The following is a 12,229-nucleotide window of genomic DNA, read 5'->3' on the forward strand; positions in this document are numbered from 1 at the left end:
CGTCTTCCGCGTGACCACGCGGCCTCCTGCACCTGTGAACGGCGATCATGCTTCCCTATTGGTTACTTTTCGGACTGTGGTTGGCGGGAACCTTCAACTTCACGCGTTCGTCCCAAACGTCCTCCAGCCGGCATGCGTTCGTGGTCGCAACGGTGCTGACCGCCTTGATGATCGGGTTGCGGTATCAGGTCGGCGGCGATTGGGAGCCGTATCTCGGCATCTACAACAACATTTACTTCCAGCCGCTCATCCCCGCGCTTGGGCTGAGCGATCCGGGCTATGCCCTGCTCAACTGGCTCGCGGCGCAGGCTGACACGGGCATCTGGTTCGTGAACCTTTCCTGCGCCATTCTCTTCGTCGGCGGTGTCGGCCGCCTTGCGTCGCGGCAACCCCAGCCCTGGCTCGCGATGCTGGTTGCGGTGCCGTATTTCATCATCGTCGTGGCGATGGGATATACCCGGCAGGCCGCCGCGATCGGCATCGTCTGCTTCGCCGTGGCGGATGCCAACGAGCGCACCATCATCCGGACGGTGATCCTGATCGGCGTCGCTGCGCTGTTCCACAAGACCGCGCTGCTGATGCTGCCGCTGGCGCTCGGCCCGATCGCCTTGCGCAAGATTCTGACCACGATCGTCGGCGTGATCCTTTTCGCAGCGCTGTTCGTCCTGCTGCTACGAAGTCAGTCCGACGACCTCATCGCCAATTATGCGCAGAGCAACTACGATTCACAGGGAGCGGCAGTTCGCATCGCGATGAATGTCGTCGCAGGCGTGCTGTTTCTCCTCTTTCGCAACCGCATGACGTTGAATCCGTACCAGCGAAGCTTCTGGACGTTGAACGCACTTCTCACCTTCGTATCGGTCGTCGCCCTGGTGAACCTGTCCGCTTCGTCTGGCGTTGATCGCGTATCCCTGTTCCTCATCCCCCTGCAGATGGTCGCGCTGTCGCAACTGCCACAGGCGCTTGCGGACGCACGGAAGCCCGTGTTGTCCGTGTTGTTTGGAGTAATTGCCTACTGCTTTGCAGTTCAGTTTGTCTGGCTAAACTTCGCTGACAACGCCGTATCGTGGCTGCCATACAACTCCGTTCTGCTTCCCTAAATAACTTATTTCAATTGCTCTTAAGGTATCTGCGCTACTGCTAATAAGTAGCCTTATGAAACGGTCAGAGGCGGCAGTTCACCTACCTTACATATTCCACCAAAGCTATTACTGCGCAACGCAAGCCGAACATTAGGATCACATGCACCCCCGACTGAACGCAGAACAATACCTCGATCCAATGCACATAATTAAATGTACCGAAAGTGCTGTACTATAGATCGATGTTGGCCCTTCTAGCCAAATCAGCTTTTGCCGCGCGAGCCAGCGCCCAAGCGACAAGGACCAGAATTACGGCTTGGATGCCATATCCAATCCAACCCATCCGCCATCCATAATGCATGAAATACAACTGCTTCGGAAAGTCGTCGAGCCCCGTGAAAGCGCCCGCTGACCAACGCACGATCGTCAAGGGAAGCCAGAACTGAGCCAGGACAAACGTCGCCACCAACAGCACAACGTCGCGGCTTTTATGATCGTCCTTGCCCAAGACGATCGCTGCAAGCGTCACCAGTATGGGCCATATCGTCGTCAGGAAACGGGGCTCCCCAACCAAACCGAGCGGGAGAGTGAAGCACAGCACCGCAACGATTGCTGCTCCCATATTGCGCGCTTCCGAAGCAATTTTCGGCCATTCAACGGTACTGAAGACGGCCAACGCCCCCCAGAATGCGCCTAGACTCACAAACGGTAGAAATATCTTGCCGACCGCCGGCATCGTCGAGAAGCTTATGAGAATGAGCAAATTACTCGGATTGGAAACCAGGGGATTGGATATAGCTCTCACCCCTATCCAAGACACAATCAAGATAGATATGGCACAGCATATGGATACAACTCGATACTTATCTATTCTTACTGAAACCATACCGCGACGTGCCATTGGCATGACGAGCAGGATAATAGACAGTAGCATTATCAGAAATGACGGAACCGCCGTGATGAGCTTTTGACCGATCAGGCAAGGGTCTTTTAGCGATTCGCTCGCCTGCGCCTTGGCCGCAAGCGACGCCGGCATATACTTTGCCAGATTGACCGGTCCCAACGCCTCAACACATGCTTGATGCGCCGCCGGGACAGCACAGATCGCCGAGACCACGGCGATACCGGCAATAATCCACAGCGTGACTTTAAGAGCCTGATTGTCCGTGCTCGGTTCCGGCGTAGAAGCCGTCGTTGGCTCGTGAGGTCGAGCAGGCATGAATATGCAAAGAATGGCACCGGTTACCGCAAGAGTCGGCCAGCAGAACGCGCCGATAATCGATAGGATCGAAATTAATATTCGCGAACGTCTCAGATAATACAGCAGCAGCATTGCTGCCAACAACAAGGCAACTGGGTCCGTCAAAACGGGATAGAACATGGTTTGCTTCGAAAACTCGAAGCTCATGAACAATCCTGCAAATCCAAACCATCTGCTGAGAACTGTGGAGTTCAAAAGGTTAGATATTTGGCGCCACACTTCTGTCATGGCAACGCACAATATGCCGTTCAATATGGCGAAGGCGAGGATGATGTCCTTGTTCGCCATGTTGCTGCCGAATAAGAGCAGACCTTGACGGACTAAGAATGACGGAAGGATGCGCTGGGCATAATAGGTTCCCAGAGTGCTAGAGAAACCGGAGTGCCCCATGTTTCGGACAAGGTCGGCATAAATCACGCCGTCCCAGCCTAGCCCGCCACTCACCGGGACGTGCTCCCCTAGAAACCAACTTGCCAAGACCATGACGACCACAATGACGGTCATCATGCGATGCGCCGGGGCGGCATCCCGAAATACCCCGAACCAGGCTGCGCCTGCTCCGGGAAAAGGTTTCCGATCCGGACCCCTGGCGTCTTCAGTCATTGGGCTGAGGTCTCTCTGGGCAGGGGGAGTCACTGGAACTGGATGCGATCAATTACGGCTTGATACATCCCTGCATCGTCAGCTCGACCAGCGTATCGACCATATAATCCAGTCGCTGCGCGTCGATCCCCGGCCACACGCCCAGCCAGAACGAATCCTCCATGATCTTGTCGGTATGCGTCAGGTCGCCGTGAACGCGGTACGCGACGTCGCGGAACGCCGGCTGCTTGGTCAGATTGCCCGCGAACAGCAGGCGGGTGCCGACCTTGCGTTCCTCCAGCGTCCGCGTCAGCGTGTTGCGGTCGATCCCGCTGCCGTCGCGGATCGTCAGCAGATAGCCGAACCAGCTCGGCTCGGTGCCCTTGGTCGGGACCGGAAGATGGTAATAGGCGTCCATCCCGCGCGCCTTCAGGCGCCGTTCCAGTTCCGCGAAATTCTCGCGCCGACGCGCGATGAAACGGTCGAGCTTGGTCAGCTGGCTGACCCCGACCGCGGCCTGCATGTCGCTGACCTTCAGATTGTAGCCGACATGGCTGTAGGTGTATTTGTGGTCGTAGCCGCGCGGCAGCTGGCCGAGGTTCCAGTTGAACCGCTTGTTGCAGGTATTGTCCTTGCCCGGCGCGCAATAGCAGTCGCGCCCCCAGTCGCGGAACGATTCACAGATCTTGGCGAGCAACGGCGAATTCATCATCACGCCGCCCCCCTCGCCCATCGTGATGTGGTGCGCCGGGTAGAAGCTGACCGTGGCGATGTCGCCGAACGTGCCGACATGCTGCCCGCCGACGGTCGCCCCGAAGGCGTCGCAGCAATCCTCGATCAGATACAGGCCGTGCTGCTTGCACAGCGCCGCCACGCGCGCGACGTCGAACGGGTTGCCGAGCGAATGCGCGATCATCACCGCGCGGGTCTTGTCGGTGATCGCGGCCTCGAGCAGGTCGACATCGACGTTGTGGGTCTCGATATCGACGTCGACGAACACCGGGATGCAGCCATATTGCACGATCGGCGTGACGGTCGTCGGGAAGCCCGCCGCGACGGTGATCACCTCGTCGCCCGGCTTGAGCGCCTTGTCGCCGAGCTTCCAGGAGGTCAGCGTCGCGAACGCCAGCAGGTTGGCGGCCGACCCGGAGACGGTCAGCTTGGCGAACTTGCGGTCGAACCGCTCGGCCAGCTCGCGCTCGAACCGCTCGGCGTAGCGGCCGGCGGTCAGCCACATGTCGAGCGAGGCGTCGACGAGATGCGCGCAATCCTCCGCGTCCATCACCTTGCCCGACGGCGGGATGTAGGTCTCGCCCGGGACGAACGGCGCAACGGGTTGCGCGTCGAAGAATTCGCGCGCGCGCTGGAGGATGTCGGCGCGGAGATGATCGGTCATGAGGGCTCTTCTGCTAGGATCGGCGCGCTCGAGCCCTGGGGCTTTTGCGCGGTGAGGTTGATGGTTTCGCGTTCGACGACCATCGGGCCGCGACGCACCTGGGCATGGATCGACGTGACATATTCCCCGAGCATCCCGATAAACGCGAGCTGGACGCCGGACAGGAAGAACAGCGATACGATCAGCGTCGTGATGCCGCGTGGCGCCATGCTCGGATCGAACAGGTAATAGATCACCGCGAACAGCGAGTAGAGGATGCAGATGGCCGCCAGGCCGAAGCCCAGAAAGGTACAGATCCGCAGCGGCGCATTGGTGAACGAGAAGATCCCGTTGAGCGCCTGGTCGACCAGGCGCAGCACGTTGTTCTTGGAAATCCCCGACTTGCGGGCCTTCCAGGTGTAGGGAATGATGACCCGATTGAACCCGACCGATGCGATCAGGCCGCGAATATAGGGGTAATGGTCGTTGTGCTGGATGACGGCGGACCATACCTTCCGGTCGATCAGCTGGAATTCGCCGACGTTCACCGGGATGTCGATTTCCGACAGCACCTTGACGAGACGGTAGAAGATCGCGCGACAGGTGCGCAGCAACAGGCTTTCCTGCCGGTTGACGCGCGCCCCCGCGACCACTTCCGCGCCCGCTTCCCAATGCCGCACGAAATCGACGATCACTTCGGGCGGGTCTTGCAGATCGACGGCGAGGAAGACCACCACCGCATCGCCGGTGGCATAACGCAAGGCGTTGAAATTCGACCGGAAAGGGCCGTAGTTGCGGGCGTTCAGGACGACCTTGACGCACGGGTCGGCCGTGGCGATCGTGCGCAGGATGGCGGGCGTGGCATCGGCCGAGGCATTGTCGGCAAAAATATGCTCGCGCTCATAGCCCGCGAGCGGGCCGTCGAACAGGTCGCGGACCGCGCGATAGCACGCCTCGACATTCTCTTCTTCGTTGAAGCAGGGCGAGACGACGGTGATCTTCTTCATCTCGCGTCGCTCACCTTGGAAACCGGCATCGTGCCGACGTTGGAATGAAAGGGCGACTGGCCGACGATCGGCCGCGCCACGGTCCGGTGCTGATGTGCCGCGCTATATCGATCGTACGGGCCGGGCGGAAGCGCGGATATCGCCGCGCCGCGATGCTAAGGCGCCATCGAAATGCTCCAAGGTCAGCGCCAGACCGGCCGCGAGCGCCGTGCGCGGCGTCCAGCCCGTTGCCTGGGACAGTCGGTCGACCGCGCCTTCGATATGCATCGGCTGGCCGGGCGCGAAGGGGACCGTGCCGAAGTCCAGCGTGGCCCCGGGCTGGACGTGATCGCGAAGCCCTTCGACGATCGCGCGGACCGACACGGGCGCGCCGGATGCGAGGTTGAAGATGCCGGTCGCCGCGGGACGGGTCGCGACCGCCAGCACCGCTTCGGCCGCGTCGTCGATGTACAGATAATCGACCAACTGCGTCCCGGCGGTGAGACGCGGCGACTCGCCGCGGGCCAGCGTCGCGAGGATGCTCGGGATCAGCCAGTTCGGATTGTCCCCCGGCCCGTAGATCGCGAACAGCCGCAACCAGGCAAAGCCGATCCCGGCCTCAGCCGCGAGCCGCTGCCCGAGCAATCCGGCGGAGACCTTGGTCGCGCCATACATCGAATTGGGCTGGGGCAGGGTCGCCTCGTCCGTCCGACCGACGGTCTGCCCATATTCGGCCTGGGAGCCGATCCCGACCACCTTGCGGACGCCCGCGCGTGCGGCCGCCTGCATCAGCCGGCACCATGCCTCCAGCTGGCGCAACTGGTCGGGACCGTCGCGCTCCGCCCGTGACAGCCCCGCCCAGGCGGCATGGACGACGACATCGGGCCGTTCCTGCCCGAACAGGTGCTCGACCGCGGCGCTGTCGGTGACGTCCAGCAGGCACTGCGTCAGCGCACCGTCTCGCCCCCCCAAGCCACGCAGCCGCTCGGGATCCGGCCGGCGGGCCACCGCAACGACGCTATGCCCCGCCGCGAGCGCGGCCCGGCACACCGCCGCGCCGAGGAAGCCCCCCGCCCCTGTTACGATGATCTTCATGACGCGTCCGGCTCAGGCCGCTTCCTGGTCGTCGGCGCTGACCTGGTCGGCCGCCAGGTCGGCGATCGTATCGGGTCGCGGATAGGCGACGAAGCGATTGCCCGCGGCATAATCCTGCGCAGACAGATAGGGAAACTGGTCGTTGATCGGCCGCCCCATCTCGAGCTTGGGCTCGATCAGCGTATGTTCGCTCAGCATCACGTCGATGATGATCGGACCACGCCCGAACAGCGCCGGCGTGATCTGGTCGAGCGCCTCGACCTTCTCATAGTCCAGGCCGTAGGCGGCCGCGATCCGTCCGAAATCGGGGGTCGAATAGCCTTCGTAGGAGGCGTCGTAGCGGCTCCCGAGATAGCTGTCCTGGAATTGCTTGATGATCCCGTAGCTGCGGTTGTTCATGATGACGAGCGCGATGTCGAGCTTGCGCGCGACGATCGTCTGGAGATCCTGCAGGTTGAGCTGGATCCCGCCATCGCCGTTGAACGCCACGACCTGGCGATCGGGACAGACCAGCTTGGCGCCGATCGCGGCAGGCAGCGAATAGCCCATCGGGGAATTGCCGCCCGAGGTGAACAACAGGTGCCGCTTGACCTTGAACGCCTGGTGCACCCAGCAGACCGCCGCACCGGTGTCGTTAGGGACGATCGCATCCTCGTCCATCGCCGCATTGAGCCGGCGCACCACGTCATAGGGAGACAGACTGTTGAGCTTGACCGCGGAGCTGCTGCGTTCCTGTCCGAAATAGCGTGCGCGCATTTCGGCGGTATAGGCGCTCCACTCGGGCGCGACCGCCGGCTGCGGCAGCCGGTCGAGCACGGGCGGCAGGGCGGCCAGGTCCATGTGCACGGTCTCATAGCCGTTCTGCTGGTATTTCTTCAGCTCCTCGCCGTCGACGTCGACCACGATCACCTTCGCGCCGGTCGCCCAATTGGCCGCATTGCCCGAGCGCTGGCGGTTGTCGAGCCGGCTGCCGAGAACGATCACGGTATCGGCATTCTGCAGCGCGAAATTGGCGCCACGATTGCCATAGACCCCGATCTGGCCGAGGAAACCAGGATGGTCGTGATCGAAATAGGTCAGCCCGGCCCAGCTGGACACGAACGGCAATCCGGTCTTGGCCAGCCATGCGGCCGTTGCCTGCTCGACCCCGGCGAACCCGACCCCGCCGCCCCACAGCACGACCGGACGCTTCGCCGTCCGCAGCGCGCTGGCGAGGCGTTCGACCGCCGCGTCGTCGGCGACCGGCTGCACAAACGTCGGCAGCTCGGCGAACACCATCTCGACTTCGGCCTGCTGGATGTCCATCGGCACGTCGACCAGCACCGGCCCGCGCCGCCCTGACATCGCCAGCGCATAGGCCTTGGGCAATTCGCGCTGCAACTCCTCGATCGAGGTAATCTTGACCGCGTATTTGGTAATCGGCGCGACCATCGCGACGATGTCGGTTTCCTGGAAACCCGACTGGCGTACCTTCGCGCCGTGATAGGCGGACCCTTCGCGCTGGTTGACCTGACCGGTGATGTGCAGCGTCGGGATCGAATCGAAAAACGACGTCGCGATTCCGGTGATGAGGTTGGTCGCGCCCGGGCCCGACGTCGCCATCGTCACCCCGACCTTGCCGGTCACGCGCCAGACGGCATCCGCGGCCATCGCGGCTGATTGCTCGTGCTGGAAACAGTCATAATGCAGCGCGGGATGCCGAGCGACCGCGTCGATCATGAAGGCGCAAGCGCCCCCGGTCAGCGTGAAGACCCGGTCGGACCCGACGCGGTGCAGGAATTCCGCGATCCAGTCGGATCCCGTGGCGGTTGCAGGAGATTGCGTCATAGGGGCCAGAATTCCAAGGCAGCGCATGCCGGATGCGACATGCTGTTCCTGTAAAGCACACCGAAAACACGGTTTTCAGTGCCTCGCATGGTCGACGCCAAAGCGCCAGACCGTTCGTTCTCACGGCAGATCATAACAGCCGGACGCGTCTTGTCGATCTGTCGCCCGCGACGCACCACCGGCATAGACAAAGCGGCGCATCGCGAAAAAACTGCCGACGGCGAGCAACGGCACCATCACCGCCTGCGCCAGCATCGGGCTCAGTCCCGCGCTCCGCAAAAGGGTCAGTGCGCCCGCATTCACCGCGAACTGGACCGTATAGACGGCAATGAATGCCGGCAGCCGGCGCATCGTCCCATCGGCAAAGACGATGCGGCCGATCGACTGGAAGTTGAACAGGACTCCGCAGACCGTCGCCACCGCAAGCGCCGCGATCGGCGCGAGCCCGAGCCACAGGAACAGGCCGAACAGACCGTAGCCAACGAGTGTATTGAGCCCCCCCACCGCCAGGAAGACGAGGAAGCGACGTCGCTCCGCGCCAAGCCAGGGGGTGGCAGCCGGGCTAGTCGAGGCCAAGATAGGTCTCGACCTGATCGCGGGTCAGCCGCTCGAGCGCCCCATGCTGGTGGTAACAGGCGTACCACGCGCTGGTCAGCCGCAACGCCTCCTCGAGCGGGAGCCGCTGCTGCCATCCGAGCTCGATCGCGGCCTTGGTGGAATCCAGCTTGAGCGTGGCGGCCTCGTGCGGATGCTCGGCCTCGTCCTGCACCCAGGCGGCGCCCTCTCCCCACAACCCGACCAGCGCGTCGACGACGCGCTCGACCGATGCGCTTTCGTCCGGACGCGGGCCGAAGTTCCACCCGGTCGCCGCATCCGGATTGTCCCACAGCACCTCCGCCAGCCGCAGATACCCTGCCAGCGGCTCGAGCACATGCTGCCAGGGACGGACCGACAGGGGATTGCGGATCATCAGCGACTGGCCCGCCGCAAACGCGCGCATCGCATCGGGGACCAGCCGGTCGAGCGCAAAGTCCCCGCCCCCGATCACGTTGCCGGCGCGCGCGGACGCGAGCGCCACCCGGTGGGGCGCGGCGGCGCCGAAATAGCTCTGGCGATAAGCGTCGACGACCAGCTCGCAGGCCGCCTTGCTGTTGGAATAGGGGTCCGCGCCACCCAACCGGTCGGTTTCGCGATATCCCCACACCCAACCGTTGTTCTGATAGCATTTGTCGGTGGTGATCATCACCGCCGCGCGCAGGTTGGGCGCGCGCCGACAGGCGTCGAGCACATGGACCGTGCCCATCACGTTGGTGGCATAGGTGCCGACCGGATCGTCATAGGACAAGCGCACCAGCGGCTGCGCGGCCATATGGATCACGATCTCCGGGTCGACCGCCGCAAAGGCGGCCTCGACCGTCGCCAGGTCGCGGATATCGCCGACCCGGTGGTCGCAGACCGAGGCCAGCCCGAGCAAATCGAACATGCTCGGCGCGGTCGGCGGATCCAGCGCAAGGCCGTGGACCTTCGCGCCCAGCGCCTGCAGCATGAGCGTCAGCCAGGATCCCTTGAACCCGGTATGCCCGGTGACGAGGACGCGCCGCCCCGTCCAGAACGAACGGTTCAGCCCCATGTGCGCCACGGTGCGGCGTTCTTTTCCCACAGGCTCTCGAGCAGCTGGCGATCGCGCAGCGTGTCCATCGGCTGCCAGAAACCGTCGTGGAAATAGGCGTTCAACTGCCCCTCGCGGGCGAGGCGTTCCATCGGCTGCCGCTCCCATGTGGTGGCATCGCCCTCGATGTACGATTCGACTCCGCGGTTCAACACGAAGAAACCGCCATTGATCCAGCCCCCTTCCTCGACCGGCTTTTCGACGAAATCGGTGACGCGATCGCCATCCAGGTCGAGCTGGCCGAACCGGCTGAGCGGACGGACCGCAGTGACCGTCGCCAGCTTGCCGTGCTGGCGATGCGCCGCGATCGACGCGGAAACGTCGACGTTGCCGACGCCGTCACCATAGGTGAGGCAGAAGGTGTCGTCATCGCCGAGATACTGCATCGCGCGCTTGAGTCGCCCGCCGGTCATCGTCGCTTCGCCGGTATCGACGAGCGTGACGCGCCAGTCCTCCACCATGTTCCGGTGAACCTCGGTCACCCCGCCGCGCATGTCGATCGTGACGTCCGACATGTGAAGCGCGTAGTTGGCGAAGTATTCCTTGATCAGATAGCCCTTGTACCCAAGGCAGATCACGAATTCGTCGATGCCGTGCTGGGAATAGGACTTCATGATGTGCCACAGGATCGGCCGACCGCCGATCTCGACCATCGGTTTGGGGCGTGAACCGGTTTCTTCGGCTAGACGCGTTCCCAACCCGCCCGCGAGCAAAATTGCTTTCATCTGTCGCCCAATTTCCCGCAATTTCAAGCTATCTGGCAGCCCTTAGCGTTCGAAAGTTCGATCGACAACTGAACTTTCAAAGCGTTGCATTTGCACAAGCGCGCCGATGCCAGCCACGCCCGGTGACGGACCTGTGTTCCGCACTCCCCTGACTCCCGCGCAGCGGCAGCCCGTCCAGGAATCACCAGCAACAAAAGGCCGACTTGAGCATCCGATATGCGTTTGAAACCGCTGACATCAGGGATCTCGCGCGAAAGTCCGGTGGATCATTGCCAATCGACATCCCTTGAACCAGTTAGCGTGCATGACAGACCCAGGATCGCTGCGTACACGGTTCTCTTCTGCGCGACCTGGTCCTGCCAGCCGCGTCCGGTCGAGGGACGGCAACCCGCAAACCATTTGCCCAGGCCTTGCAGGGGACACCGCGACCGGAAGGAAACAGGCCTGATGCGCGTCCTCGCCCTCACCAAATACGGCACGCTGGCCGCCAGCACGCGGCAGCGCCTGGTGCAGTTCGAGCCGGTGCTCGCCGCGGCAGGAATTTCGGTCACGGCCGCACCATTTTTCGACGACGACCATGTCGCGCGCCTGGCGATCGGCAAACCGATCCGGCCGGCCGATATCCTGCGTGCCTATGCCAGGCGGCTCGCGACCCTGCTCCGGCTCGGCACGTTCGATCTGGTGTGGGTACAATATGAGATCCTGCCCTACATGCCGGGCGCACTGGAACTCCTCTGGACAGCATCCAGCAAGCCGATCATCGTCGACTTGGACGACGCGATCTTCCATATGTACGACGACAATGCGCGGAGCGCGGTTCGAACGCTGCTCGGCGGGAAGATGCTGCCCCTCCTGAAACGCGCGGCGGCGGTTACCGTTGGGAATGCGTATCTGGCGAATTACGTCAGCGCCGTGAATGCGAACGTCACCATCGTTCCAACCGTCGTGAACACCGACGTCTATCGTCCCGCTCCCCATCCCGCCGCCGCCCCCGCTATCGAACGGCCGCTGACGGTCGGCTGGATCGGATCGCCTTCGACGTGGCGCTACGCCGAGCAGATCCTGCCCACGATCCTGCCCCAGATCGCCGAGAATGGCGCACGCTTCCTCGCCGTGGGGGCCGGGCCGGCAGGGGACCGCTGGCAGGGAGTCGAGAACCGCAACTGGACCGAGGCCAGCGAAGTGGCATCGGTCCAGGATATGGACATCGGCGTCATGCCCTTGCCCGACGAACGCTGGGCACGCGGCAAATGCGGCTACAAGCTGATCCAGTACATGGCCTGCGGTCTGCCTACGATCGCGTCCCCGGTCGGGGTCAACAGCGAGATCGTGGAACCCGGCCAAACCGGGTTCCTCGCCGTCGACCCCGAAGAGTGGACGACAGCGCTGCAACGCTTGCTCGACGACGCGGCTTTACGACAGCGGTTTGGGCAGGCCGGGCGCCGCCGCGTGATCGAACGCTATTCGCTGGCGTCGCAGGAACCGCGCGTCCGCGACGTATTCGAACAGGCCGTCATGCGCCGTCGATAGAGCGCGCCGAGCGATTGTTGTGTTCGCTTGACTGCTGCTCTAAAGGCGCACCTCCCGGGAATTTCATAAGTGATAGCAATGCTCACCCCTGTCGGAC

Annotated in this window: 10 protein-coding genes; 2 read left to right on the forward strand and 8 right to left on the reverse strand. The window is 62.8% G+C overall.

Translation table 11 applies throughout. From position 1 onward, the window contains the following. Positions 1-47 precede the first annotated feature (47 nt). Positions 48-1,100 carry an EpsG family protein gene (locus L8G49_RS10040; protein WP_242185152.1) on the forward strand — a complete coding sequence of 351 codons (1,053 nt, stop codon included), beginning with the start codon at positions 48-50 and terminating at the stop codon, positions 1,098-1,100. Between the two features lie 214 nt (positions 1,101-1,314). Here L8G49_RS10040 and L8G49_RS10045 read toward each other — a convergent pair whose 3' ends face one another. The 8 genes from L8G49_RS10045 to rfbF form a co-directional block, all read right to left on the reverse strand. Continuing rightward, positions 1,315-2,850 (reverse strand): hypothetical protein, encoded by a 1,536-nt coding sequence (locus L8G49_RS10045; RefSeq protein WP_242185153.1) that lies wholly within the window; start codon positions 2,848-2,850, stop codon positions 1,315-1,317. Positions 2,851-2,998: 148 nt separating this feature from the next. Beyond that, positions 2,999-4,321: a lipopolysaccharide biosynthesis protein RfbH gene (gene rfbH / locus L8G49_RS10050; protein ID WP_242138001.1), complete on the reverse strand. Its 1,323-nt coding sequence runs from the start codon at positions 4,319-4,321 to the stop codon at positions 2,999-3,001. Beyond that, a complete protein-coding gene (locus tag L8G49_RS10055; protein WP_242185154.1) occupies positions 4,318-5,307 on the reverse strand; it encodes a glycosyltransferase family 2 protein in 990 nt (329 codons plus the stop codon). Before L8G49_RS10055 ends, rfbH begins: the two co-directional genes overlap by 4 nt. A 102-nt stretch (positions 5,308-5,409) precedes the next feature. Continuing rightward, a complete protein-coding gene (locus L8G49_RS10060; RefSeq protein ID WP_242185155.1) occupies positions 5,410-6,381 on the reverse strand; it encodes an NAD(P)-dependent oxidoreductase in 972 nt (323 codons plus the stop codon). A 12-nt stretch (positions 6,382-6,393) separates the two neighbouring features. Continuing rightward, positions 6,394-8,208: a thiamine pyrophosphate-binding protein gene (locus tag L8G49_RS10065; protein WP_242185156.1), complete on the reverse strand. Its 1,815-nt coding sequence runs from the start codon at positions 8,206-8,208 to the stop codon at positions 6,394-6,396. A 120-nt stretch (positions 8,209-8,328) separates the two neighbouring features. Next, a complete protein-coding gene (locus L8G49_RS10070) occupies positions 8,329-8,784 on the reverse strand; it encodes a GtrA family protein (RefSeq protein WP_242185157.1) in 456 nt (151 codons plus the stop codon). Further along, positions 8,771-9,868 carry a CDP-glucose 4,6-dehydratase gene (rfbG, locus tag L8G49_RS10075; protein ID WP_242185158.1) on the reverse strand — a complete coding sequence of 366 codons (1,098 nt, stop codon included), beginning with the start codon at positions 9,866-9,868 and terminating at the stop codon, positions 8,771-8,773. Before rfbG ends, L8G49_RS10070 begins: the two co-directional genes overlap by 14 nt. Then, positions 9,829-10,602: a glucose-1-phosphate cytidylyltransferase gene (rfbF, locus tag L8G49_RS10080; protein WP_242138006.1), complete on the reverse strand. Its 774-nt coding sequence runs from the start codon at positions 10,600-10,602 to the stop codon at positions 9,829-9,831. Before rfbF ends, rfbG begins: the two co-directional genes overlap by 40 nt. A 447-nt stretch (positions 10,603-11,049) precedes the next feature. On the opposite strand from rfbF, the gene L8G49_RS10085 reads away from it, so the two are divergent. Then, entirely contained in the window at positions 11,050-12,132 is a 1,083-nt protein-coding gene (locus tag L8G49_RS10085; RefSeq protein ID WP_242185159.1) for a glycosyltransferase family 4 protein, read from the forward strand. The last annotated feature ends 97 nt before the right edge of the window (positions 12,133-12,229 follow it).

It is taken from the genome of Sphingomonas sp. CARO-RG-8B-R24-01 (genome assembly GCF_022662295.1).
In the GTDB taxonomy this organism is placed as follows: domain Bacteria; phylum Pseudomonadota; class Alphaproteobacteria; order Sphingomonadales; family Sphingomonadaceae; genus Sphingomonas.

Excerpts from the sequence above, each read along its gene's own strand:
- L8G49_RS10040 (WP_242185152.1), top strand. The coding sequence starts at position 48 with ATGCTTCCCTATTGGTTACTTTTCGGACTGTGGTTGGCGGGAACCTTC.
- L8G49_RS10045 (WP_242185153.1), bottom strand. The coding sequence starts at position 2,850 with ATGATGACCGTCATTGTGGTCGTCATGGTCTTGGCAAGTTGGTTTCTA.
- rfbH (WP_242138001.1), bottom strand. The coding sequence starts at position 4,321 with ATGACCGATCATCTCCGCGCCGACATCCTCCAGCGCGCGCGCGAATTC.
- L8G49_RS10055 (WP_242185154.1), bottom strand. The coding sequence starts at position 5,307 with ATGAAGAAGATCACCGTCGTCTCGCCCTGCTTCAACGAAGAAGAGAAT.
- L8G49_RS10060 (WP_242185155.1), bottom strand. The coding sequence starts at position 6,381 with ATGAAGATCATCGTAACAGGGGCGGGGGGCTTCCTCGGCGCGGCGGTG.
- L8G49_RS10065 (WP_242185156.1), bottom strand. The coding sequence starts at position 8,208 with ATGACGCAATCTCCTGCAACCGCCACGGGATCCGACTGGATCGCGGAA.
- rfbF (WP_242138006.1), bottom strand. The coding sequence starts at position 10,602 with ATGAAAGCAATTTTGCTCGCGGGCGGGTTGGGAACGCGTCTAGCCGAA.
- L8G49_RS10085 (WP_242185159.1), top strand. The coding sequence starts at position 11,050 with ATGCGCGTCCTCGCCCTCACCAAATACGGCACGCTGGCCGCCAGCACG.